General features: G+C 67.2%; 15 protein-coding genes, 1 tRNA gene and 1 pseudogene. 9 read left to right on the forward strand and 8 right to left on the reverse strand.

Annotated features, from left to right (window positions below):
• Nucleotides 1–11 precede the first annotated feature (11 nt).
• From NV1_RS30685 to NV1_RS30695, 3 genes are all read left to right on the forward strand, one after another.
• Nucleotides 12–707: a response regulator gene (locus tag NV1_RS30685; protein ID WP_067899310.1), complete on the forward strand. Its 696-nt coding sequence runs from the start codon at nt 12–14 to the stop codon at nt 705–707.
• Nucleotide 708: 1 nt separating this feature from the next.
• Nucleotides 709–1,050 carry a hypothetical protein gene (locus NV1_RS30690; protein WP_067899312.1) on the forward strand — a complete coding sequence of 114 codons (342 nt, stop codon included), beginning with the start codon at nt 709–711 and terminating at the stop codon, nt 1,048–1,050.
• A 172-nt stretch (nt 1,051–1,222) separates the two neighbouring features.
• A complete protein-coding gene (locus tag NV1_RS30695) occupies nt 1,223–1,534 on the forward strand; it encodes an excalibur calcium-binding domain-containing protein (RefSeq protein WP_067899314.1) in 312 nt (103 codons plus the stop codon).
• Nucleotides 1,535–1,631: 97 nt separating this feature from the next.
• Here the strand turns inward: NV1_RS30695 and NV1_RS30700 are convergent, their stop codons facing one another.
• The gene (locus tag NV1_RS30700) at nt 1,632–1,856 is read right to left on the reverse strand and encodes a DUF3618 domain-containing protein (RefSeq protein ID WP_067899317.1); all 225 of its coding nucleotides are present in this window, start codon (nt 1,854–1,856) and stop codon (nt 1,632–1,634) included.
• A 134-nt stretch (nt 1,857–1,990) separates the two neighbouring features.
• On the opposite strand from NV1_RS30700, the gene bcp reads away from it, so the two are divergent.
• On the forward strand, nt 1,991–2,464 hold the full coding sequence (gene bcp / locus NV1_RS30705) for a thioredoxin-dependent thiol peroxidase (protein ID WP_067899320.1): 474 nt from the start codon (nt 1,991–1,993) through the stop codon (nt 2,462–2,464).
• Nucleotides 2,465–3,289: 825 nt separating this feature from the next.
• Here the strand turns inward: bcp and NV1_RS30715 are convergent.
• A complete protein-coding gene (locus tag NV1_RS30715; RefSeq protein WP_157117469.1) occupies nt 3,290–4,600 on the reverse strand; it encodes a DUF7159 family protein in 1,311 nt (436 codons plus the stop codon).
• Between the two features lie 322 nt (nt 4,601–4,922).
• Between NV1_RS30715 and NV1_RS30720 the strand changes: the two genes are divergently transcribed.
• The gene (locus NV1_RS30720) at nt 4,923–5,555 is read left to right on the forward strand and encodes a TetR/AcrR family transcriptional regulator (protein WP_373864675.1); all 633 of its coding nucleotides are present in this window, start codon (nt 4,923–4,925) and stop codon (nt 5,553–5,555) included.
• Between the two features lie 287 nt (nt 5,556–5,842).
• On the opposite strand, the gene acpS is transcribed toward NV1_RS30720, so the two are convergent.
• Together acpS and NV1_RS30730 are read right to left on the reverse strand one after the other, a co-directional pair.
• The gene (acpS, locus tag NV1_RS30725) at nt 5,843–6,268 is read right to left on the reverse strand and encodes a holo-ACP synthase AcpS (RefSeq protein WP_067899329.1); all 426 of its coding nucleotides are present in this window, start codon (nt 6,266–6,268) and stop codon (nt 5,843–5,845) included.
• A gap of 198 nt (nt 6,269–6,466) precedes the next feature.
• On the reverse strand, nt 6,467–15,889 hold the full coding sequence (locus NV1_RS30730) for a type I polyketide synthase (RefSeq protein ID WP_067899332.1): 9,423 nt from the start codon (nt 15,887–15,889) through the stop codon (nt 6,467–6,469).
• Between the two features lie 388 nt (nt 15,890–16,277).
• On the opposite strand from NV1_RS30730, the gene NV1_RS30735 reads away from it, so the two are divergent.
• From NV1_RS30735 to NV1_RS30745, 3 genes are all read left to right on the forward strand, one after another.
• Nucleotides 16,278–16,361, forward strand: a tRNA-Leu gene (locus tag NV1_RS30735).
• A 173-nt stretch (nt 16,362–16,534) separates the two neighbouring features.
• Nucleotides 16,535–16,960: a hypothetical protein gene (locus NV1_RS30740; protein ID WP_084526002.1), complete on the forward strand. Its 426-nt coding sequence runs from the start codon at nt 16,535–16,537 to the stop codon at nt 16,958–16,960.
• The gene (locus tag NV1_RS30745; RefSeq protein WP_067899334.1) at nt 16,957–18,042 is read left to right on the forward strand and encodes a tyrosine-type recombinase/integrase; all 1,086 of its coding nucleotides are present in this window, start codon (nt 16,957–16,959) and stop codon (nt 18,040–18,042) included. Before NV1_RS30740 ends, NV1_RS30745 begins: the two co-directional genes overlap by 4 nt.
• An 82-nt stretch (nt 18,043–18,124) precedes the next feature.
• Here the strand turns inward: NV1_RS30745 and NV1_RS30750 are convergent.
• From NV1_RS30750 to NV1_RS30770, 4 genes and pseudogenes are all read right to left on the reverse strand, one after another.
• Nucleotides 18,125–19,086: pseudogene (locus tag NV1_RS30750) on the reverse strand (IS3 family transposase); the annotation flags it as partial.
• A 210-nt stretch (nt 19,087–19,296) separates the two neighbouring features.
• Entirely contained in the window at nt 19,297–20,016 is a 720-nt protein-coding gene (locus NV1_RS30760; RefSeq protein WP_067899340.1) for a DUF8020 domain-containing protein, read from the reverse strand.
• Nucleotides 20,017–20,396: 380 nt separating this feature from the next.
• Nucleotides 20,397–21,770: an MFS transporter gene (locus tag NV1_RS30765; RefSeq protein WP_169813444.1), complete on the reverse strand. Its 1,374-nt coding sequence runs from the start codon at nt 21,768–21,770 to the stop codon at nt 20,397–20,399.
• A 25-nt stretch (nt 21,771–21,795) separates the two neighbouring features.
• Nucleotides 21,796–23,436 carry a class I adenylate-forming enzyme family protein gene (locus NV1_RS30770; RefSeq protein ID WP_067899347.1) on the reverse strand — a complete coding sequence of 547 codons (1,641 nt, stop codon included), beginning with the start codon at nt 23,434–23,436 and terminating at the stop codon, nt 21,796–21,798.
• A gap of 427 nt (nt 23,437–23,863) precedes the next feature.
• Between NV1_RS30770 and NV1_RS30775 the strand changes: the two genes are divergently transcribed.
• The gene (locus NV1_RS30775; protein ID WP_067899350.1) at nt 23,864–24,760 is read left to right on the forward strand and encodes a TIGR03619 family F420-dependent LLM class oxidoreductase; all 897 of its coding nucleotides are present in this window, start codon (nt 23,864–23,866) and stop codon (nt 24,758–24,760) included.
• The last annotated feature ends 63 nt before the right edge of the window (nt 24,761–24,823 follow it).

Genomic DNA, 24,823 nt, shown 5'->3' on the forward strand with positions numbered 1-24,823 from the left:
AAAGGGAGAGCATGAGCGACGAACCCGGCACCGAGATCCGGGTGCTGGTGGCCGATGATCAGCAGGTGATGCGCGAGGGTCTGGTCGCCCTGCTCGGACTCGTCGACGGGGTGCGCGTCGTCGGCTCGGCCGGTGACGGCGAGGAGGCGGTGCGGGCGGCGGGCGAGTTGTCCCCCGATGTCGTCCTGATGGATCTGCGCATGCCCGTGTTGGACGGTGCGGCCGCTACCGCCCGGATCATCGCCGAACATCCCGGCACCGCGGTCATCGTGCTCACCACCTACGCCGACGACGAATCCATCTTCGGCGCGTTGCGGGCGGGGGCGCGCGGCTACCTCACCAAGGATGCGGGCCGGGCCGAGATCGCCGCCGCCATCACCGCCGCGGCCGCCGGGCAGTCCACCTTCGACGCCACCGTCTCCCAGCGCCTGGTCGCCGCGCTGTCCGACACCACCGGTGCGCGCCCCCGGACCGCACGCGAAAACCCCACGGCCGCAACGTCGAAACCGGACGGATTGACCGCCCGGGAGGCGGAGGTGGTCGGCCTCATCGGGCAGGGCCTGAACAATGCCGAGATCGCCCGATCGCTCTACATCTCCGAGACGACCGTCAAAACGCATATCAACAACGCGTTCGCCAAGATCGGCGCGCGCAACCGCGCCGACGCCGTCCGCTACGCCTACCGGCACGGCCTGGCACAGCCCTGACATGGCCGATTACGCACACTCCGACTTCGCCGCCAAGGGCCGCGCCGAGAAGGCGCGCCGCTTGGCGGCCTACATCTGGCAGCGCGACATCACCGGCGCCGAACTCCTGGCGCTGTCCCCGGCAACCCGCCGCAAACTCGCCCGCGCCGCGGACACCAATCCCCCGAGCACCGACGAAACCTGGTCCCTGACAGCACGATTACTCGACGAGAAGGATTCCTGGGCCCAGCGCCATCCGAATCACCCTGCGGCGCAACGCGCCTGCTCCGACGAGAAGATTCTCTGGGTGAAACCGCCGGTCAAGCCGTGGCACGCGGCCCCGCCCGAGCCGCCCGGCGGCTGATCCCGGCGCGTCCGCACCCTGGGAACCGGCTGGGAGATTCGGGCGCACTCGGGACACCAGGTTGACAACGGCCCACGCCGACAGAACAGTAGACTCGCAAGCCCGGCCCGAGCACCACGGGGAGTGCCGGTCGGGTCCCGCCCAGTCATCCGTAGCTACTATCGAGGAATACATGAACGTTCGCAGGCTCATCGTGACCGTGGGCACGGGCTTGGCACTCGCCGCCCCGCTGGCCCCCTCCGCATCTGCCGGAAGCCCCAATATCCCGTCGGGCTCGGCGGGCACCGGGTCTTCGAGCATCGACGACCTGATCGGCGCCACCGGATCCGCGGGTCTGGCCCAGACCGGTTCCGCAGGCGGCCATGTGTACAAGAACTGCGACGAGGTCCGCAGGGCGGGCAAGGCGCCGCTGTTCCGCGGCGAACCGGGCTACGCCCCGTACCTGGACCCGGACGGCACCGGAATGGCTTGCCCTACGCATTAAGTCCTGCCCCGATACACGACACCCGGTGTGGCGCAACGCCACACCGGGTGTTCGTCGTTCGGGCCCGATACGCCCGAGCGGCGGAAGATCGCCGGCCTCAGCGGCGGAAGATCTTCACCAGTGTCACCGCGACGACCACGGCGCCCGCGCCGATGAGGCTGTACTTCACCTTGGGCTCGTTCAACTTCGCGAGCACCGCGTGTTTGGTCTTGTCGGCGATCCGCTGCGGGTCGGCCCGAACCGCGAGCTCATCGAGTGTGTTCGCGAGCCGGTTGCGCGCGGCTTCGATCTCCCGCTCGATGCTCTCGGTATCCTTCGCCACGTTATATCTCCTGTGATTCGTCCGGTGGGCGTGCGTCGCTGCCCGTGGAGTCTATCCGTCGGCGCGGGAGCGCCGAAGTATCCGCCGCCGCCTGCGGCCCCGGCCGGCGCACGAGTGAGCTACCGTGCTGTGGCATGACCGAGAATTCCCGGCTCGCTCCGGGCGATATCGCGCCCGGCTTCACCCTTTCCGACGCCGACGGTAAGCCGGTGTCCCTGGCCGACTACCGCGGCCGCAAGGTGATCGTCTACTTCTACCCGGCGGCCAGCACCCCGGGATGTACGAAGCAGGCCTGCGACTTCCGCGACAATCTGGCCGAACTCGGCGGCGCGGGCATCGACGTGGTCGGCATCTCGCCGGACAAACCGGCCAAGCTGGCCAAATTCCGCGACAACGAGAAGCTCACCTTCCCACTGCTGTCCGATCCGGACCGCGAGGTACTCAGCGCGTGGGGCGCCTACGGCGAGAAGACGATGTACGGCAAGAAGATCACCGGCGTGATCCGCTCCACCTTCCTGGTCGACGAGGAGGGCAGGATCGCGTTGGCGCAGTACAACGTGCGGGCCACCGGACACGTGGCCAAGCTGCGGCGAGATCTGTCGGTATAGCCGTCGAATCGAAGCGGTGCGGTCCGAAGCCGGAAATGGCCGGGCCGCACTGCATTCGCCGAGGTTGTCGTCCACTTTCGCCGGTATGCCTACGCGTCGGGTTGTTGGATTCAACGCGCGGAGGGATAGAACCCGGTCTCTCCTGACCCAATCACAGGGGCCGGAATATGCCGCTTGCGTTCACCTCCGCCGGTGACGCGAACAGTTCCTCATCGTCTTCGAGTGGCATTGCGTAGTACCGCATCCCGAAGTGCGCTTCCGTCTGCTCAGCCTCGCCCCTGACAACCCGCTGCGTTGTCTCGATGTCGATACCCGGGAAATCGGCAGGAAACCTGACGCCGACAAAGGCCGGAAATCCATCGGATGTGCCTACCCAGAATTGCGGCCCTGGTTGCTCGGGTACATAGATGGTTACCGGCCCCTCTTGCTTCTCAGCGCCTGCGTGGGCCGTTCCGGTGCACCAAGCAATCAAGGTGCTGGACCAAGCTGCTCACGAGCTGATGATCACAACTCCGTTCACCCCTCGGTACGCGGAGTACGACCCCGAGAAGTAAGCCTCCGAAACCGAATCCCCCGAACCTGCAACCCCCGGATGTTCCTCCGTCCGGGGCTTGCTGTGTCGGAGTTCCGTTGTCTGTCACGCGGATACACGTCGTTTGACCCTCTGTACGGTCCGTAGAGCGAGGATTACGGCTCGCACCGGAGGCGAGACGGTGCGAGCCCGGCTGCGAAGCGGTGTGGCCCGGACGCCGGAAACATCCGGGCCACACCGTTGTTCGCGGATGCGTCGTCCACGAAGCATCCACGTCTTTGACGGCCGCGAAGTCACATGCGCTGCGCCGCGGCCGGGCTCGATGGCTGGACGGCGTGCGGCGCCGGGTGCGGCATCAGTTCGGCGGCCCAGGCGAGCATCAGCCGCCAGTGGTTGTTCCACCACGCCGCGAATTCCGGCGAGGTGAGTGTCGGCGGCGGCGTCTCGCCCGGGAACAACAGTTGCTGATTCGGCCCGACCACCGGCGAATTCGGCTCGGGCAGCGGGGGAAATTCGGTCGAGGGGCCGACCGCGGCCGGGCCCGGGGTCACCTTCATCAACTGCGGGGTTCGCTGTTGCTGATCCATCCGGTGGGTCCCGGACGGCCCCCACAGCATTCCCGCAGAATCGATCGGAGTCCCGCCGGGCGCATCGACCCTCGGCGCGGGGTGCACCGAGAACGGCTGCGGGCGAGGCGATCTCGCGGGGGCGGGCCGCGCGGCGGGCTCCGGCGCCGGGACCGCGCGATGCCGCTGCGGGGTTGCGTTCGCGGCATCGGCCAGGTCGGGGGCGGTGCTCGTGCGCGAATCCGAGGTCGCCGCGTACACACCGCCCGCGACCAACCCACCGGCGAGCACACTGGCCGTGGTGACCAGCACCGCGGCGCCGCGAGTCACCCGCGGACGGTGGACCGCCACCTCCGGCTCGGGCTGCACGGCCAGTGCCGCACCCATCGCCGCGGCCGCCGAACCCCTCCGGCTCGGTATGACCGGAACCCCGAAGCCCCTGGCCAAGCTGCCCTCGACCACCGAGGTGCGCGCGCCGGAGCCGATCGGCACCACCGCATCGGGTTGCACACCCGCCGCATCGAACTGATCCCACGCCGCGGTCACCGCCGGACGCAGGGACTCCTCGCTCAGCGCGGACCCCGAGGCCGCGATCGAGGCCACCACCCGATCCCGGCCCGGGGAGATCAGCGAGAAGCACTGGTATCCCCGAACCACCTCGCAGATCAGCAGATGTTCGAACTCGTCGGTCCACGGCATCGCTCGCGCCAGGGCCAGATGGGCGGATTTGGCCGAGACCATCGACGCGCTGCGCCACGGGCCGGCGGCCAGGCCCGTCACGATCGCGCGCCGCTCGGCCGAGTCACGATAGGTGACAGCCGCACCGGCGACCTGCTGATCAGCGTCGATCTCCTCGGCCAAGGCCTCCAGCGCGGCCTCGACCGCCCGCGCCAGATCGGTCCTACCGTCGCCGATGGTGAACGTGCGCTGGACCAGCAGCCGATCGGACAGTGCGCCGTCCCCCTCGGACAGGGCTACCGCGTGGACCGCGCCGCGCTCGGTGCAAACACCGAAGGTGACCACAGATCGTGCTACCACAGATCATGCCTTTCGACGTGCCGGTGAAGCCGGGTTCCTGCGATACGCGCTCCGCGCGCCGCGCGCCGAGGTGCCGGACGCGGAATGCGGAATTCAGCGCGGGGAGTCGCCTAGATGCACGCGTACTCGGTATGTCTTCGTCACGACATCCGGCCCGGATGGGTCGTGAGCCGCAACGAAACCGGAATCCAACGGCGCAGCCGCGTGTCATCAGCGTGTCGCTACCGCTAGCCTGGTGGACGTGGTGGAAGCGCGCACGGCAACGAGGTCCAACCGACGCCCGGACCCTGCGTTGGAGTTGCAGGACGATCCACAGGAGCTCATGCCCCGGCGCCGCCCCACCCAGGAACGCAGTAAACGCAAATTCGACGCCCTGCTGCAGTCGTCCCGAGAGCTGCTGGTAGAGGTCGGATTCGAATCGTTCACCTGTGAGGAAGTGGCCGCGCGCGCGGAGGTGCCGATCGGCACGCTGTATCAGTTCTTCGCCAACAAGTACGTCATCGTGTGCGAGCTGAATCGGCAGGACCTGGTCGCGGTGACCCGCGAACTGTCGGATTTCAACGGCGAGGTCCCCTCGATGGACTGGCTGCGGCACATGAACAAGTTCGTGGACCACATGGCCGATCTGTGGATGACCGACCCGTCCCGGCGCGAGGTGTGGCTGGCCATGCAGTCCACCCCGTCCACCCGCGCCACGGGGACCATTCACGAGAAGGAGTTCGCGGAGGTCGTGCAGCAGATGCTGCGCCCGCTGATGCCGCGCACGCCCCGCGCCCGCCGCTCGATGATGGCGCAGGTACTCGTGCACGTGGTCTATTCGATGCTCAACTTCTCCGTGCAGGACGGCCTGCGTCACGAGGATGCCGTCGGCGAGCTCAAGCGCCTGATGGTCGCCTATCTCCTGGTGGCGGAGAAGGAATCCCGCAGCGGCGGACAACGCCGGCCCGAGGACTGAGGCCCGCGCAAGGCCGGACGGCCGACGCAGCACAACACCGGTCGGCCCAGCGTCGACCACCCGCTGCGTCGCGCACACACTGCGGGCCGAAGACGCTACTCCGAAGTCGCACAACCGAATTCGGTCCGCGGGCCGGGAGCGCCTCGCGCGCCCGGAAAGCGCTGCGACCCGAATGCGCCCGATACTCGGCTACGACACCGCCGGACCGGCATGTCGAACAGATGCCGTGTACCCGAGCACGGAGCGCGCTGCGACGCCGGCGTGCCCGGATGTGGAATTGCCGGGAGCTAGGACCGCTCGATGAGATCGGCGAGCTCGCCCGGATCCTCGAGAACCACCATCGCCGCGGCGGTATCGCCGTCGTGGGTCAGTGACAGGTGTACCCGGACCCGGGGCAGGAATTCGGCTGCCAGACCGTGCAATTTGATACTGGGGCGGCCCCAGGCGTCATTGACGACCTCGATGAGCGGATAGGGGTTGTCGCCGATCTGCGGGCTGCGGGCGAAACGAGAGGTGGCCCACGCCTTGAGCACCGCCTCCTTCGCGGCCCAGCGCGCGGCGTAACTGCGCGCGGGATCGGTGCCTTTGCTCTGGCAGTAGCGCCGTTCACCGGCGGTGAAACTCTCCCGGAGCATGGTGGTTCCGGCGCGGTCGAGTTGTTCGGCGAATTCGGAGATGGTGACCAGGTCCAAACCGATACCCAGGATCGTCAAGGCGTACGAGCTCCTCGTAGTAGTACGGGGTGAGGTGCGGGCGACGTGATACGGACGGGTTGTGCTGCGAGGCGTTTCCGCCGCGACCACCCGCCGACCTTACGGTATCGGCGCGCCGCCGCGGCGGAAACGAGTTGATATGCGTTGTGGCTCGGCGTCGTTCGCCTCGTGAGACGAACGGCGCCGAGCCGATCATTCCTATTCGGCGAGTGCGCCGGTGCCGCAGCCGTCCTGGGCCAGGTACAGCCCGTCCGATCCCAGGCGCGCCTGCTCGGAGAGCAGCACGTCGGCCTCGAGCTGACGGGACTGCTTGGCCGGGGTGCCGTCGCCGCCGAGCCGCCGGTCGGCCGGACGCTCGTACATCGGCGCACCGCCACACATCGCCTCGGCGAACCGCTGCCGCCCGTTCAGCCGGCGCTGCTGCGCCCGCTGCTGGTAGTCCTCGCGACGTTCGGGGTCGATCGCCTCGAGGAATGCCTGCGGATGCACGATCGCCAGCAGACCCGAGACGTGCCCGAAGCCCAGCGAGGTGACCAGACCGGCCTTGAGCGCGAAGCGATCTCCGAAGTGCAGCGGCTCCCGCGCCCACACCAGATGCGGGTACTCGCTCATCTTCTCGTCGACGCAGTCCAGGCTGCGGTTCGGCGGGACGACGCCCTGTTCGAGCACCTGGCACAGACCGATCATCTGGAATGCCGCCGCACCGCCCTTGGCGTGACCGGTCAGCGACTTCTGCGACACCACGAACAGCGGCGCGCCCTGCGATCGACCCAGTGCGTCCGCCAACCTTTCGTGCAGTTCGGACTCGTTGGGATCGTTCGCACCCGTGGACGTGTCGTGCTTGGAGACCACCGCGACCTCGTCCGGGGTGACGCCCAGCTTGCGCAGCGCGGCCGCCAGCCGGGACTCCGGACCGCCGCGGCCCGCGCCCAGCGCACCGAGGCCCGGCGCGGGGATCGAGGTGTGCACGCCGTCGGCGAAGGACTGCGCGTAGGCGACGACGCCGAGCACCGGCAGGCCGATCTCCAGCGCGACGTCACCGCGGGCCAGCAGAACCGTTCCGCCGCCCTGCGATTCGACGAATCCACCGCGCCGCCGGTCGTTGGCGCGGGAGAAGTAGCGATCGCTGATTCCCTTGGCGCTCATGGCCGCCGAGTCGGCGGTGGCGGACATGTCACCGAAGCCGACGATGCCCTCGATGCCGAGATCGTCGTAGCCGCCGGCGACCACCAGATCGGCCTTGCCGAGCCGGATCTTGTCCACGCCCTCCTCGACCGAGACCGCCGCGGTCGCACACGCCGCGACCGGATGGATCATGCCGCCGTAACTGCCGACATAGGACTGAACCACGTGCGCCAGAGCGACATTCGGCAGCGCCTCCTGCAGGATGTCGTTGGCCCGCGGCTCGCCGAGCAGGTTGTCGATGTACAGCGAGCGCATCGAGGACATGCCGCCCATACCGGTGCCCTGGGTGTTGGCCACCAGCGACGGGTGCACCCAGCTCATCAGCTCGGCCGGGCTGAAGCCCGAGGACAGGAACGCGTCCACGGTGCACACGATGTTCCACAGCGCGACCCGGTCGATCGAGGCGGCCATATCCGCGGAGATACCCCACTTGGTGGGATCCCAGCCGGTCGGGATCTGCCCGCCGACCGTGCGCGAGAGCTTGGCCCGGCGCGGCACCCGAATCTCGGTGCCCGCCTGGCGGATCACCTGCCAGTCGCTCGAATCCGCGACGGGCGTGATCACCGTGTGCTCCGGGTCCGCGGCGTGGAACGCACGCGCCTCGGCCTCGCCGTTCACCACGAAGGTCAGATCCTTGTCCAGGAACACCGAGGTCAGCAGCGGCGCGGTGTTCTCGGCCATGGCGCCGTCGTCACCGTAGCGGCGGATGCCGCAGCGCTCGACCACGGTGTCGTGGTAGCGCTCGGCGATCTCCGATTCGTCCACGTACTCACCGGATTCGGTGTCGTACCAGCCCGGCTTCGGGTCGTTCTCCCAGGTGACCAGACCGGTCGTCCAGGCCAGCTCCAGTACACCCGCCGCCGAGAGTTCCTCGGAGACCTCGAATTCGAAACGGGTGCGCGCGGAACCGTACGGGCCCAGCTCACCGGCGCCGACGATCACGACCATGTCGCTGAGATCCGCTGTGACCGAACCCCATTCGGGTGTCGGCAACGCCGAGCTCAGGGTCGGCGGGCAGGGCAGCGCCGCGATCGTCGGAGCCGAATCCCGCTCGTCCGCATCGGTTTGCGCCTCGGCCTGCTCGCGGGCCTGCTTGGCCAGCTCGGGCAGATCCAGCTCGGCGCGGGCCAGACCGCCGGTCAGGTCGATCTGCTGCGGACCGGATTCGCTGACCACGCGGGCCTGTCCGGTGCACCACCGCAGCAGCTGCTCGGCCATCTCCTCGGTGGACCAGGTCTGCACACCGGCCTGTTCCACGGCCTCGACCAGCGGGTCGTTACCGCCCATCAGGCCGGTGCCGCGCACCCAGCCGATCAGCGCGTGCACCAGGGTGACCCGCTGCGACCAGGACTTCTCGGCACGCCACTTGGCGACCACCGCGTCCAGGGCGGCCTTGGCCTCACCGTACGCGCCGTCCCCGCCGAACATGCCACGGTTGGGCGAACCCGGAAGTACCACATGCAGTTTCGCGTCCACATCGTGATCCGCGCCGATCGCGGACAGTCCCGCGATCAGCCGCTCCACCGACCACAGCAGCACCCGCATTTCCATCTCGGCGCGGGCGCCGGCGTCGGAGAGGTCACCGGCCACGCGCGGCGCGGCGAACGGCAGCAGCAGCGTCGGGGTCATCGCCGGCTTGACGAGAACCTTCGCGCCGCCGGCATTGTCGATCTGCTCGCTGCCGACCCACTCGATCAGGGCGTCCACATCGGCGTAGGCGGCCATATTCGCGGGCACCACCCACAGCGACGCGCCGTGCCGGGCGTTGTCGCGGTAGAGGCCCTTGTAGAAGGCCAGACGGGCGTCGTCCAGCTTCGAGGTGGTGACGATGACGGTCGCACCGCCGCCGAGCAGCCGCGCGGCCGTGGCCGCGGCGATGGAACCCTTACTGGCGCCGGTGATCACGGCGACGTCCGAGGACCACGCGCCCGGCTCGGCGGTGTTCAGCGCGGCCTCGGCGATGCGCTCGTACTGTGCGGCCAGCACGGAGCGGGCCTCGCCCATCGCCCGCTTGCGCCACCAGTTCGCCTGCGCGGCAACGGCTTCACCCGCACCGACGAAGCCGGCGACGTTCTCCTCGCCGTCGCTACCCAGCCACAGCCGGGCCAGATCCTCGCGAGCGGTCGCCCAGCGGTCGTCGATCAGCACCGCGCGCCGGGCGTCGAAGGCCGGGGCGACCAGCCGCGGCCAGTCCGAACCCAGTTCCGCGGCAACGAGATCCACCAGCGATTCATCCGATGCCTCGGGCGCGGAGACCCGATCGGTGAGGCCGAGCTGATCCAGCACCACGCGGGCCGCGGTCGCGAGCACCCCGTCCCGCCCGGTGATCTGCTCGGTGAATTCGCCCAGCGCGGCCGCGTCGACGGTCGCGCCGCCGCCACCACCGGCGGCGGGCAGCGATACCGCCACACCGCGACGCCCGGCCACGGCCTGCACGGCCGCGTCGATCGCGGCGTCCACCGCGGCGCCGTCACCCAGCGCGCCGGATACCAGCCCGCCCAGGTCGCCACCGCGGATACTCGCACCTTCGCGGGTGCCCAGGGAGACCTCGGCGGTCACGTGGTGGGTCCAGCCGTCGCCGAGTTCCCAGACCTTCTTCACCCGCTCGGCGATCGCGGCGGGCCGCTTACCGGACGGACCGAACACCTTGCGCAGGTGGTCGCCGATCGCGTCGGACAGCACCGAACCGAACGGCTTGTAGGTGCGGGCCAGGCGGTCCACCGTGGCCGACAACGCACCCATATCGGCGTCGGCGGCGCCGTCGATCGCGCCGAGGGAAAGCTCCGAACCCAGGTCGACCAGCAGCTGGTTGCGGCGCGAGGACACGCCGTCGCACAGGCCCTCGATGGTGTCCACCGGGCCGATCTGATCCATCCGCAGCTTGGTCCACAGCGCGATGAGCACGCGGGTGGCGTCAGCGGCGGTGAAGGCGATGTCATCGGGACGCGGGCCGCCGGACGGAGCGGCCGGGGCGGCTGCTTGAACCGCGGGAGCCGCTGCGGCAGAAGCGGTTTCGGTCGGAGCGGCGATCTCCTCCGGTTCGTCCGCCGGGGCGGGATCGGTGTCGGTGGAGTACACCACACCGGCCTCGCGCTCGATGTTGAGCACCTCCACCTTCGCGGTGCCGAACTGCGGCAGCTTGAGGGTGTTGCTCGCCAGGTTCGCCACGGTCGGCGTTGCGGCCAAACCGATTTCGACGAACCGCTCGACGCCCAGACCACCCTGGCCGGGATCGCCGAACAGCAGATCCTGGGTCTCGATCCAGCGCACCGGGCTGGCGAACTGCCAGGCCAGCAGCTCGATCAGCACGACCCGGCACAGTTCGGACGGCCGCGCGGACCAGCTCTCCCAGTCCGCCAGCACGGCCGCGAGCGGCTCGGACGGCACGTAATCGGCGATCTCGGCGATGAATTCGCGATCCAGCGAGAACGGCCGCGGCACCAGGTTGGGGATGTAGCGCCCGGTGAGCACCTCCGGGTGCAGCTCCTGCGGCAGCAGCTCCTCGAGTTTGCCGCGGAACTCCGGAACACCCTTGCGCAGCACGGTCGAGTGGAACGGCACGTCGATGCCGGGCACCAGGATGAACGCCCGCTTACCGCCGAATTCCGCACGGCGACGCTCGATTTCGTCCTCGAGTCGCTCGAGGCCCTTGACCGTGCCCGCGATCGCGTACTGCGCGCCGCGCAGGTTCAGGTTCACGACCTCCAGGAATTCTCCGGCATTCGCTCCTATTTCCGCGACCCAGTCGATCACCTCGGCGTCGGGCAGCCCGATCTGCGAGGGACGGATGGCGGCCATCCGATAGTCGCTGCGGCCCTGGGCATCCCGCGGCACCAGCTCGTGCATGGCCGAACCGCGCTGGAACACCACTTCGAGCACCGCCTCGAGCGGCAGTACGCCGGCGACGGCGGCCAGGGCGTTGTACTCGCCGACCGAATGTCCGGCCAGCATCGCGCCCTCGACGAACGCTCCCGCCTCACGCAGCTCGGCCACCTGCGCCACCCCGAGGGTGGCCATCGCGACCTGGGTGAACTGCGTCAGGTGCAGGACTCCCTGCGGGTGCCGGTACTCCACACCGCGCGCCTTGAGGTAGGTCGGGTTGTCCCGGACCACGGCCAGGATCGAGAATCCCAGCGCCTCGCGGGTGTGCTTGTCGGCGCGCTCCCAGATCTGCTTGGCCGCCTTCGAGCGCGAACGGGCATCCAGGCCCATCCCCTTGGCCTGAATACCCTGTCCGGGGAAGGCGTAGACGGTCTTCGGCGCGGCCAGCCGGCCCGTGCCCGTCATCACCAGATCGCCGTCGATACGGCAGGACACCTCGACGATCTCACTGCCCGCGTCCACCGCGACGCGCTCGACGCGCACGTCGATCTCCGCGCCCGGCCGCACCATGCCCAGGAATCGGGTGGTCCAGGCGGTCAGGCTGCGTGGCGGCAGCGGCGAGGACGGATCGACCGCCGACACCGCGTGCTGCGCGGCGGCGGACAGCCACATGCCGTGCACGATCGGGCTGCCCAGACCGGCCAGCTTGGCGGCGTTGTCGGAGGTGTGGATGGGGTTGTGGTCGCCGGAGACCGCGGCGAAGGCGGCCATCGCGCGCGGAGCCAGGATCGTCACGTCACGGCGACGGCGGCGCGGGGTGTCGGTCGCGTCGTCCGAGACGGTCCCGGCCGCACGCGGCGGATCGGTCAGCTCGCCGCTGCCGTTGCGACCGCGAATCGCGAAGCGCTCCACCAGCTTCGCCGCGACCGGGGTGTCCAGCCCGTGGTCGCGCATAACGCCGACGGTGACGCTCACCTCGACCACGCGACCCAGATCGGTGTCGAGCACCGCACCGGACTCCGCGCGCACGGCCAGCACCGCGTGCTCGTCCGGGAGATCACCGGTCAGTTCGATCCGGTGATCGAGGTGCACCAGATCCAGCATGCCTTCGATAACACTGCCGCCCTGTGCGGTGCGGGTCGCGCCGAGCACGGCGAAGACGGCGGGCCAGCAAGCGCCCACGAGCACGTCCGGCACGATCCGGCCGATGGTGCTCAGCGTCGCGGGCAGACCGGAGCCGGTGACGCCGGCGTGGTCCGCGATCAGATCGGGCGACCAGGCCAGGTTCACATGCGCGACGTGCGTGCCGTGTTCGATGCCGCTCGGGCGGGGGCCCTGCGTGGTTACGCAAGCTGCCTCCTCCGGGCCCTGACCGCCCGAGCGGGCGGCGGACTTGACCTCCGGCAGCGCCTGTCCGGCGGCGACGGCCAGCAGCGCGGACATCGCGGCCTCGGCGTCCTCTTCGGACACGACCGGCGCACCGCCGTTGTAGGCCGATGCGGGCACCGTCAGCCGAATCCGCACGCTCGCACCGGCATTCGCCTCGCGACCGGTCAGGCGGGCCAGCGGCACGCTCAGCTCGACGTACGCGTTGTCGGCGTCGGGCCCCTCGACCGACGCCAGCGACGCGCCGGTGGAGCGGTGGTGCGCGCCCTGCTCGTCGACGGTCCACTCGCCCGGATCGCCGAGTCGGTGCACCGGGTTCGGGGTGGTGCGACCGGCCCACTGCACGTCGGGTGCGGCCAACACCAGATCGATGACACCCGCGACGACCTCGGCGCGACGGCGACCGTCCACGGCGCGAGGCGTAACCCCCTCGCGCAGCAGGGAGTACGCGGTGTCCTGCTCGAAGCGGTCGAGCAGTTCACCGACCGGCTCGTCCACCCGGGTGATTCCCGCGACGGCGACCGTGCCGGGGATGATGCACACCTGATCGGCCGAATACCGCGGATCGTGCGCCTGCCACAGCGAATCCGAACGCCACCAGCGCCGCACGTCGCCGTCCACGACCGGCACGAAGTTGACCGGCTTCCCCGGGGTCTTGCACAGCGCGACGAAGAACGGCACGTCGGCGGGGTGCAGAACCGCCTCGGCGACGGCCGGGTACTGCTCCTTCAGTGTGCAGATCGCCTGCACCGGAGTCTCGAACGCGTCGTCGCTCGCGAAAAGCGTTGCGATCTCGCCACGGTCGGCCGGGTTGAGCCGGGATTCGGTGCGGCGCACCATTTCCGCGAATCGGTCCCGCCAGGTGATGTCCAGCCACACCGAACTGGTCGCGTCGGCGATCGCCTCGCCCAGGTCGGTACCGCAGTCGAAGTCCTTGCGCCGATCCAGACCCACCGCCAGCTCGACGTAGCGCTCGAGCCATTCCAGGTAGGTCATCGTGACCAGATCGCCGAAGTACGGCTTGGCGGTGCCGTTCAGCGCGGTGATGATCTCCTCGCGACGCTCGGCGACCGCGTCGGCGTCACCGGCGACCTCGTCCAGCAGGCGGCCGGTGCGCGAGGCGGCGTTGTCGATCTCGTGGATGTCCGCACCCAATTGGCTACGGCCCGAAGCCATTCCGCCGGTCGCGGTGCCCGCGCCGACCCAGTCCGGGGTGCCGGGGGTGTCCACCAGCAGCTGCTTGACCTCGGGTGCGGTGGTGGCCTCCAGGGTCGCCATGGCGGCGGTGCCGACCAGCACGCCATCCAGCGGCATCGCCGGATATCCGTGCACCCGGGACCACTGGCCGGTCAGGTATTCGGTGGCGCGCTCGGGGGTGCCGATGCCGCCACCGACACACACCACGACGTTGGCGCGGTTGCGCAGTTCGGCGTAGGTGTCCAGGAGCAGATCGTCCAGATCCTCCCAGGAGTGGTGGCCGCCGGCGCGCCCGCCCTCGATGTGCATGATGACCGGGTAGTCCGGCACGGCGTCGGCGATCCGCAGCACGGCGCGGATCTGCGCGACGGTGCCCGGCTTGAACGCGACGTGACTGATGCCGACCTCGGTGAGTTCCTCGATCAGCGCGACGGCCTCGTCGAGTTCCGGAATTCCGGCGGTGACGATCACACCGTCGAGCGGCGCTCCGGCCGCACGGGCCTTCTGCACCAGGCGTTTACCGCCCAGCTGCAGTTTCCACAGATACGGGTCCAGGAACAGCGAGTTGAACTGCACCGAACGTCCCGGGTGCAGCAGGGTCTTCAGTTCGGCGACGCGATCGGCGAAGATCTGCTCGGTCACCTGACCGCCACCGGCGAGTTCGGCCCAGTGTCCCGCATTCGCCGCCGCCGCAACGATTTTCGCGTCGACCGTGGTAGGCGTCATACCCGCCAGCAGGATCGGCGAGCGGCCGGTGAGCCGAGTGAACGAGGTTTCCACCACGACGCGGCCGTTGGGCAGCCGAATCGGCTTGGGCGCGAACGTCGTCCAGGCCGCGGCAACCGAGGGGGCCGCACCGGGGGTGAACAGTGCGCGCTGGCCGGGCCGCGTCGCCGCGGCGACGATGCCGACGCCGGTGCCCTTGAGCGATCCCTGGGTCAAGCGGGTCAGCAGATCACCCGGGCCCAGATCCAGAATCCACTGTGCGCCTTCGGAAACCGTGCTCTCGACGATGGACACCCAGTCCACCGGGTCCACCAGGATCTGCCGGGCGAGTTCACCGGCCAGTTCGGCGTCGATACCGCACTGGGCGGCCCAGCCGGACACCAGCTCCACGGTCTCGGCCAGCGCCGGGTGGTGGAAGCCGATCTCGACCTCGACATCCTCGAACACCGGGGAGAACACCGCTCCGCCGCGCTTCTTGCCCTCGCGATCGTGGGTCTGCTCGGCGTTGATCTCCGCACAACGCTGCCGCACCCGATCCAGCTGGGCGACGGTGCCGGACAGCACCACCCGGCGGCGACCGTTGCGAATCGACAGGACCGCGGCCGCTGCCGGATCCACGCCCTCGGCCACCTCGGCGACGATCGCCTGCAGCTGTTCGGGGTCGACATTGGACACCGCGACCATCGGGGACTTCTCGCCCACCGGAATCAGACCGCGACGGCGCGCCACGAGAGTCGCCGCCGCACCGATCAACTGGGCCATTACGAGCAGTTCGGCATCGCGCGCGCCGTGCTCCTGCGCGGCCTTCGCCGCGAGCAGGCCCTGCGAGTGGCCGACCACCGCGACCGGCGCGTGCCCGGCCGCATCGAGGCCCTGCAACCGCAGCGCCCGCAGCGCGGCGACCTGGCTCAGGAACACACCCGGCATGGAGACCGCGGCCGAGCGCAGCATCTGCGGCGAGGGCGCGCCGGAGATCTCCTCGGAGTCCTCGTCGGCCAGCTCGTCCTCGAGCATCCAGGCCACCGGGTCGAAACCGACCGGCCGGACCACCAGCAGCTGCGAAGCGACCGGTCCCAACAGGGCCGCCGCCTCGTTCACCAGTGCGGTCAGCTCCGGTTCCAGGGCGCTGTCGCGCCCGATCTCCTCGAGCTCGCCAAGCCACTGCGCTCCCTGACCGCCGAAGGCAAGCGCATAGGCCTCGCCCGCCAGCAGTCGGTCCACGAGCGACGACTTGATGCCCGTGTCGGGAACCCCCCCGGAAACCTTGGCGGTAGATCCGGTCCCGGTGCTCTCGTTGATCGTCAAGACGTTCGACTTCCTACTCGTGGTGGCTCGCCCCTGCACTCGGAGCCGCACCTGGTGTGCACACCGCACTCCTCGGCCCTGAGGACTGATCACTGGCGAGGATGACACAAAATCATGAGGAAATCCTCACGTTTGCCTCGTACCTCCACGACTACCGCCGAGTATTTCGGTACATACGTACAAGAACGCCGCCAAACATGACCCTCCCTCACGTTTGAACCCGCTGGTGAGGTCGGTAACCCCCGTTCAGAAAAGTTGAGGGTTCCTCATATTGACCGTTATGCAATTGTTATAACGCCAGGTGGTGTTACTCGCGAGTACGAAACGCCGATCCGGCGCTTCGCTCCAGCCGCCACGCCCGGTAGAGTTTGGACGGTCGTACCAGCACGCGCGAGTGGCGAAAATGGCAGACGCGCTGGATTTAGGTTCCAGTGTCCTGACGGACGTAGGGGTTCAAGTCCCCTCTCGCGCACAAAACGGGGTCACCCGTGACACATCCGCGGCGACGGTGCTCAAGAGCTACTAGAGCACGCGGAGGCCAACTATGAGAATGTGTCTGACCTGCAAGGTTTTCCGGGGAAGCTGCCGGAAACCTCCTTTCGTCCCGACCCTTCGGGTCGCCCGGCGTCGTGCGGGAGGGCCCGCATGATCGAGCCGATCGTGCCCCCACAGGGCACCCTGCACGAGATTTTGCACCGTCCAGCGGCAGCGGCCGCTCCCCCGACGCGCACGGATCTGCTGTACGGCATCTCGACGGTCGGCGAGGCCGGACGCGTCACGGACCGGTCTCTGTTCGCCGCGCTGGGCTGGGCACCGGGAACTCGCTTGTCCCTCAGAGTCACCGAGCGCCGGCTCCTCGTGGCAAACCCTGTGGCGGGCGGGCCGGTCACGATGCACGACGGCTTTATGCGCATCCCGTTCCGGCTCCGCCGACGAGCAGGCCTGACGATCGGCGACCGAGTCCTGTTGCTGGCCGACCCGAACGCCGCGTCGCTGGCTGTTCACGCACCCGGCGCGGTGGCTGACCTGTTCGCCTCGACCCTGCGTGCGCTCGAGGAGGCGAGCCGATGACCACAGAAGCGACGAATCCCGCCTCTACCGATGTCCTGACCGCGGCCCGTGTCCTGTTGGCGCAGTTGGGTGTATCTCCCGAGGATCTCACCGGCACCCCGGTCGCCGTGCCGACCTTCGCCGAGATCGTGCCGCAGGTTCGGGCGACCCTGACACCAGGTACCTTGCGCACCTATGACACCCATCTGGTCCGGTTGGAAACCGCATGGGGGACACGACAAGTCAACGAGCCGTCCAAGGCCGAACTGGAGGAGATGGCACGCGCCGTGCGACGCGACGCACGCGCTAATCGCGCCTCGCGCGGCGGAACCGGTGCGGTGGAGAACTTCCTCAGCGCCACTCGCCGCGTCTACCGCCACGCCGAAGACAACGGCTGGATCCAGCCGTCGGACAACCCTGCTCGGCGCGTGCCGATGCCCAAGCGCGGCACATCACGGCGACACGCGATCGCCTCACCACAGTTGGCGCAGATCTGCGAGATCGCCGCGGCCGCGGGCAACGACCCGGAGCTGGACTCGCTCCTGCTACGTCTGCACATCGAAACCGCCTGCCGCCGCGGCGGCGCACTGGAGTTGCGGCCCATGGATCTCGACCCTCAGCAGTGCTTGATCTGGCTGCGCGAGAAAGACGGCACCGATCGGTGGCAACCTGTCTCACCGACTCTGATGCGGCACCTGCTCGACCACGCCACCCAACGGCACGCAACACACTCCGGGCAATTGCTGCGCTACTCCGACGGCAGACCCATCACCAAACGCCGCTACGACCACCTCTGGGCACGCATCGGCGAAGACCTGCCCTGGGTCACTCTGCACGGCATCACCGCACATTGGCTGCGCCACACCACACTCACCTGGGTCGAACGCACCTTCAGCTACGCCCTCGCCCAGGCCTACGCCGGACACCGCGGCAAAACCCACGGCACAACCCTGACCTACGTCAAAGCCGACATCACCGAAATCGCCACCGCCCTGGCCGTCCTCACCGGCGAACCCCACCCCCTCGCCCCTACGGCGCTCTCTCGCTCTCAGCACGACACCGAGCACACACCGTCACACCTGGCCAAGGACGCGACCGCATGAGCGTGCATACCGATCACACGTCCACGCCCCTGTACACACCGGGACTGCCCCGGATCTGATTGACTCGCGGGTTGTGGTGGTTTCAGGCCGCGAGTGAGGCCTTGTTCAGGGTCTCATACTCGACCGGTGTCAGGCGGGCCAGGCCACGCTGACGCCGCCGGCGATGGTAGGTCCGCTCGATCCAATGAACCATCGCCAGGCGGAGTTCTTCCTTTGTGTCCCAGCGTTTCCGGTCGAGCACGTTGCGTTGCAGTAGCGCGAACCACGATTCCATCGCCGAGTTGTCCGCACATGCGGCGACCCGGCCCATAGATCCTTGTAATCCATTGCGGGACAACAAAGACACGAACTTTCTGGAACGAAATTGACTGCCACGATCGGAATGAACGATCGTGCCGGCCGGTTCCCGCAAGCCGATCGCGTTACGCAGTGCCGAGCACGCCAACGCCGCGGTCATCCGGTCGTCGATCGAGTAACCGACGATCCGGTTGGACCACACGTCCTTCACCGCGCAAATGTAGAGCTTCCCTTCGCTGGTGCGGTGCTCGGAGATGTCGGTCAGCCACAGCCGGTTCGGGCCCTCAGCGGTGAAATCGCGGCGGACCAGGTCATCGTGGACCGGTGGGCCCGGCCGACGGGTAAGGCCGCGTTTCTTGGCGAACGCACTGTAGATGCCCTGCAGCGAGCACAAGCGCTGGACTCGGTTCTCTCCGGCCTCGAACCCGAGGTCGTCGAGTTCGTCGGCGATGAACCGGTACCCGAACTCCGGATCATCGGCATGAATATCGAGCGCGGCGTGGATCAGGTGCGCGTCGTCCCAATCACGTTGGGACACAGGATTTTGCGCCCATTTGTAGTACGCCTGTTTCGTGAACCCCAGCACCCGGCAGGCCACCGCCACCGGGATTCGGTCAGCGGCAAGATCTCGGACCAGCGGGAACATCATTTTGGGGGCAGCTCGCGAGCGAAGAACGCTGCCGCCCGCCGCAGGACCTCGTTCTCCTGTTCCAGCAACTTGTTGCGTTTACGCAGCTCACGCAGCTCTTCGGACTCCGTCCGGGTGACACCGGACGGGACTGCTGCACGGAGAGGTGACACCGTGACCTGCCGCATAGTTGGGTTACGGTTTTGTCGACTGCCTCGGGGCCGGTCGGTGGACCAAGATGAGTGTGTCCGCACTCCCGTCGGGCCCACCGACCGGATTGGGCGACACCGTTCGCTGTCCGGTGGCCTCTGTTGACTGGTGGTGTGTGGTTACTTGGCTGGCGAGGCGGGCATCGGAGCGTTGATGGTCGTGAAGTACTGGATCGCGGCCATGATCACCACAGGGGCAGTCACCAAAAGCTGTCCCGCAAGAGTACCCAGCGCACCGACCGCGATGATCCCGCCCAGGCACCCGACCGCGGCGGCCGGAATGAACGGGCCGAACATTCCGACGATGGTCGCGGCAGCGACGGTCGCGCCGGCGATTCCGCCGAGCAGGCATCCCACCGCACCGCCGGTGACCCCGCCGACTAGGGTGCCGACCGTCGCACCCGTCGTCACTGTCGACGCCAGACGACTCCACGCGGCCTGTTCACGGTCGTACGGAGTCTTCCACGGTGCCGAATCCTGGTACGGCAGATCCACGGGTTTGTAGGTTGCGTGTGCCAGGTCGAACTGCGGTGTCAGCGTGGCAGTGCGGTCGTGGATCTGCGCGGCGATCGGGAACACGAAGTCGTCCACCCGGAACGACAGGTCGGTGCCGGCCAGCACAGTTCCGTTCGCCGCTTTGATCTTGAACACGCCGTGGTCCGCAGTCATCGAGCCCGCATCGGTCGAGATGATCGTGGAGTGGGCGTTCGTCGTGGCACGGTAGTCGACCGCACTGCTGGGCGCCGGCGCGGCGCCAGCGGACGCGGCCGTGACCCCGAGTGCGGCCGATATCAGGATTGCGGTCGCCGCGAATCGGGCTCCTTGTGTCGACTTGGACATTCGTGCGCCGTCATACGGATTCAGTGATGCTGATTTCATGGGTTCCTCATCTTGCTTTTCTTACTTTCTCGCCCATTGTTGAGCGAGAAGACCTGAGCCAGAAGAAATTCCTGTTGATTGATTCTCTGGCTTCGTTGCGGTTGCGCGTGCGTACACCGTAAGAGCGTCGATGTGTGGGCTCATGCTGTGTTGATCAGCCCTTCCGATCCAGCTGATCTGTTCGCGGTGCCGTTGACCAGGGCGTAACAGGCCGGGTTGATGAACGTCGACACCTTTCTATAATTGATTTTCCTGCGATTCTGCGACGAGCGGAATCGTATCCACCCACAGGGCGGAGAAATCATGGAGGTCAAAGGCATGGATGCCATGAAAAGTTCGGGCTATTCATTCGGTAGTTCAACAGCGAGCGTCGTTGCCCCCAGCGTGTCGCTGATGGAACTGACCTGGGACCGGCGACGCGCGACCTGCCAGAGCCGGATGACCGCGAGCGCCGCGATCACCAGTGGAACCGACGCCGCCGCATACATGCCTCTCGGGGTCATCACCGCCAGCGCATAGCCAGCCAGGATCGGCGCAACGATGCCGCCCACACGGCCCACACCGACCATCGAGCCGTATCCGGTCGCTCTGAGCTCGACGGAATACATTTGGGGCGCCATCGCTGTCACGGCAGCCACCGCGGTGTAGATCGCCAAGCCGAGCACGATCGCAATGAGTACTGCAACCCCAGAGTTGAGGAGACTGCAAAACCCGATGACACCAACCGCCGACACGACGAGGCCCACCCAAGCGACGTGAATCGCCGGTACTCGGACGCCGAGCACCGCGAATACGATCGAGCCCGCCAGACTCCCCACGCTCAATGCCGTCCCCACAACAGATCCTGTCGAGACGTCACCGGTCGCTTTCGCGATCAGCTGCGGGGTCCAGCTGGTCACGAAATAGAACGCGGCCAGAATAAAGCCGTACATCAGCCAGAGCAGGAGGGTCTGCTCCCGCAGCCCCGGACCGAGTACAGCGGTCAGAGGCCGCGCAGCTCCTCGACTCAACGTCGTCGAGCCCGATATTTCACCGGCACCTTCGGTATCGAGCTTCAGCCTGACCGCGATCTGCTCCAGTTTCCTCAGCGACTGCGGTGTGCCGCGAAGGGCAAGAAACTCCAGCGATTCCGGCAAACTGACCAGGACGGCCAGCAATCCGACGAAGCTGAGTACGGCACCGACCCAGAAAAGGCTCCGCCAGGAGCCGCCGGCTCCATCCACAAGCCAGACGCTGATCAGGCCAGCGAGCGTGCTGCCTACCGGAAAACCTATTGTCACCAGGCCGATCGCGGTGTTTCGCCGCCGCGCGGGTGTGTATTCGGCAGCGACCACCATGATGAGAGCCGTGATGATCCCGATTCCCAGCCCTGTCACGAACCTGCCGAAGATCAGAACTGTCGCGTTCGCGGCCAACGCGCTCCAACTCATGCCGAGGACGTCGATCACCAGCCCTGCGACGATCAGCGTCCTGCGGCCGAAACGGTCCGCAAGCGGGGCCAGGAAGAGCGCGCCGACTCCCATACCAACCAAGCCTGCGCTGACCAGCAGACCTTTCTCTGCACTCGACGCGAAGCCAGGCGGCAGATGCGGCAGCGCGAAGCCGGTGATAAAGATGTCGTAACCGTCGAACGCGTTGCACAAAATACACATCGCCACGACCAGATACTGCAGCGGCCTCATTTTCGACCGATCGAGAACACTGGATACATTCATGCCATAATCTCTCATCAGTGTGTTCTCAAGAATTCCAAGGAAGAAGTTCCGGACGCTGATCGAACCACTGCCGGATCTCTGATTTCTGCACTTTCCCGGTAGTTCCTTTCGGAAGTTCTTCCACAAATTCGATGTGCTTCGGGACTTCCCACTTACCCATACGCGGTGCGCAATAGTCGATCAGCGCAGTGGCGGATACTTTCCGCTCCCCGACGGGCACCACCACCGCGACCACCACCTCGCCCCACTTCTCGTGTGGCGCACCGACGACGGCGACCTCGCCGACATCGGGATGTTCGGCCAGCGCATTCTCGACGACCGCGGGGTACACGTTGTATCCCCCCGATATGATCATGAACTTTTTGCGGTCGGTCACGTAGACGAACCCGCGAGAGTCCTGGCTGCCGAGATCTCCGGTGCGCAGCCAACCGTGGTGGAGGGCAGCAGCGGTCTCAGCTGGACGACCGAGGTAGCCCGCCATCACAGCACCGCGGACGCAGATCTCCCCAACTGCTCCACGTGGTACCTCCCGGCCGTCTTCCCCTCGGATGACAAGATCGACGTGGGCCATCGGCCGCCCCACACAGCGTCCGACCATTTCTGGCTCTGCCGACAACTCGGTGAGGTCCCAGGGCCGCAGCTGACACACGGCGCCAGTCGCCTCGGTCGAGCCGTACCAGTTCTGGACCTCGCAACCGAGCGTTCGCCGGACTCGGTCGACGACCGCGGGAACTGAAGGACTACCAAGGGTGACGACGGTACGCAAGCTGGTGTTCGTTATTCCCCGAACACGCGCTAGCTCCTCGATGCCGTGCAGCATCGTCGGTACGCAGAACATCACGGTGACACCGTGCTGCTCGATCAGTTCGAGGCTGCCTTCCGCGCTGAACCGGGTGGGTAGCACTGTCGTCGCTCCCACTGCGACAGCGTGTGTGTGTATGAATATCGGGAAGCCCGAACCGGGTAGATTGTTCAAGATCACGTCATCGGAACGAAGCCCGGCACCAAGCGCGGTGGCGAACAGAGCAGCACCGGCCGCCCCGTGGGTGAGAATCGCGCCCTTCGGCCATCCTGTCGTTCCCGAGGTATAGGAAACCGCCACAGTGTCATTCGGACCGACGGCCGCGGGCTCGCCGTCAGCGTGATCGCACAGGGCTCGCATGTCGTGCTCCAGATCGTGGCCTGCACCGATCCCGACCAGGACACGCCCCTCGTCTCGCCATCGGTGAATCTCCGCGGCAAGCTGATCCGAGAAGCGATCTTCGATAAAAATCACGCGCAGGTCGGCATCTTGCACAATGTGGTCGATCTCGCGAGGAGAGTAACGCCAGTTGATGCCCACCCTGACGTAACCGCCGACCAGGCAAGCATGCCAGTGTTCGAGCAACTCGACACGGTCGGAAGCAATAATTCCGGTGCCGTCCCCCTGCTTCATACCCAACTCGGCCAGCGCCCCGGTCAATGCGAGGCGGCGGGACGCGATCTCCGCCCAACTGAGGGAACGCTCGCCATCGGCGTACGCAACACCGTCGGCTCGGGTGACCGCCAGCCTTCCGACAAGGTCCGGCAGGAGAGGTTGATTCGCATCCCCCCAGGCGCGCGAGCCGGCACCCCGCATCGACCGTTGCGACGTACCCTCACCGAATACTTCGTGGCCGTAGTTCATTCGATCTTCTTTCCGGGAGTAGAAACAACATTGTCCGAACACTCACGTCAGACATATTGGGGCGGACCTGCCGCCATTGAGATGGACCGCGCACCATCGCCTGGCCGGAGCGCAAAGTGTGCGGCGGACCGGACGTAGAGGCAGAACTGTGGGATGAGGAAGGACTTGAAGGAGCAGTTACAGCTACAGCAAGGGCAAATTCCTTTCGAGAACAAATCCCCATTCGAAATGAAGGCGAATCTGGTCATTTCAACTGGGGCGCTCGGCAGTCCGGACTCGACGACCGTCTGCACGTGTGCCGCGTCACTACTAACGCATGTTCGTATCGTAGACGGACGATCAGCTCTGTCAATGGATTCGGAGAAAATTGACGAACGAACACCCGTTCGTATAGCATGCGGTCAGATTGTTCAGTAGAGGGAGACTGATGGGCCGGGTATCGATCGGCGTCCACCTGCCACACAACCAAGATCATGGGAAACTTGCCGCGATGGCCCGACTGGCCGAAGAATGTGGCGCAGATTCGCTGTGGGTGCCCGATCACACCTTACTGGTCGAGGACACCCAGTCCAGGTACCCGTTCAGCACTGACGGCCGCTTCTTCACCCCACCGGACGAGGACTGGTTCGATTGGGTCGCCACCCTCGGCCATCTGTCGGCGGTCACGACCAGAGCCAGGCTGGGCGTCTGCGTGGCAGTCATCGCCCACCGCAACCCGATCGTCCTGGCCAAGCAAGTCGCCACGCTCGACCGGTTGTCCGGTGGCCGTATCGAACTCGGTGTCGGCATCGGATGGTTGCGCGAGGAGTTCGCGGCGCTCGGAGTCCCTTTCGACCGCCGCGGACACCGAACCGACGGGGCACTGCGCCTCTTGACAGCCGCTTGGTCAGGTTCTCCGCCGGCAGGCCAGTACGGCCCCTACTCGTTGCCCGCCGGGGCACGCACACATCCCACTCCGTGCGAAGGCAGAGTGCCAATTCTGGTCGGCGGCGACTCTCCTGGCGCACTCCGGAGGATCGCCCGGCTCGGTGCCGGATGGTTCGGCACCGCTGTCGATGGCAGACTCAGCGCCGAGACGGTGCGCGATGTCATCCGCCGGATGCACGATGCCGCCGCGGCGAGTGGGCGTGACCCGTCGGAACTTCGCGCCGTCGTCCGAATTCCCGCCCCGGCCGCGTTAGTTGGCACAACCACCTATACGCGCTACCTCAGAGGGTTGTGCGCCGCTGGCGCGACCGAGCTGACCTTCGACGTCAGCTGGCGCGATGCAGCCCGTGCAGAAAAGACCCTGCGCATGCTGACCGCCGTAAAGAGCGAATTCTGATGTCGGGGCGCGCGTAACAATTTCCGCTGCGCGCGCCCCGAAATCTTTCTGATGTCATCGACT

Origin of the sequence: Nocardia vaccinii NBRC 15922, from assembly GCF_001613305.1 — a bacterium.
In the GTDB taxonomy this organism is placed as follows: Bacteria; Actinomycetota; Actinomycetes; order Mycobacteriales; family Mycobacteriaceae; genus Nocardia; species Nocardia vaccinii.

Coding starts and splice junctions, on each gene's coding strand:
- NV1_RS30740 (WP_084526002.1), top strand. CDS start 16,535: ATGATCGAGCCGATCGTGCCCCCACAGGGCACCCTGCACGAGATTTTG.
- NV1_RS30765 (WP_169813444.1), bottom strand. CDS start 21,770: ATGAATGTATCCAGTGTTCTCGATCGGTCGAAAATGAGGCCGCTGCAG.
- NV1_RS30720 (WP_373864675.1), top strand. CDS start 4,923: ATGCCCCGGCGCCGCCCCACCCAGGAACGCAGTAAACGCAAATTCGAC.
- NV1_RS30685 (WP_067899310.1), top strand. CDS start 12: ATGAGCGACGAACCCGGCACCGAGATCCGGGTGCTGGTGGCCGATGAT.
- NV1_RS30775 (WP_067899350.1), top strand. CDS start 23,864: ATGGGCCGGGTATCGATCGGCGTCCACCTGCCACACAACCAAGATCAT.
- NV1_RS30695 (WP_067899314.1), top strand. CDS start 1,223: ATGAACGTTCGCAGGCTCATCGTGACCGTGGGCACGGGCTTGGCACTC.
- NV1_RS30760 (WP_067899340.1), bottom strand. CDS start 20,016: ATGTCCAAGTCGACACAAGGAGCCCGATTCGCGGCGACCGCAATCCTG.
- NV1_RS30690 (WP_067899312.1), top strand. CDS start 709: ATGGCCGATTACGCACACTCCGACTTCGCCGCCAAGGGCCGCGCCGAG.
- NV1_RS30745 (WP_067899334.1), top strand. CDS start 16,957: ATGACCACAGAAGCGACGAATCCCGCCTCTACCGATGTCCTGACCGCG.
- bcp (WP_067899320.1), top strand. CDS start 1,991: ATGACCGAGAATTCCCGGCTCGCTCCGGGCGATATCGCGCCCGGCTTC.
- NV1_RS30770 (WP_067899347.1), bottom strand. CDS start 23,436: ATGAACTACGGCCACGAAGTATTCGGTGAGGGTACGTCGCAACGGTCG.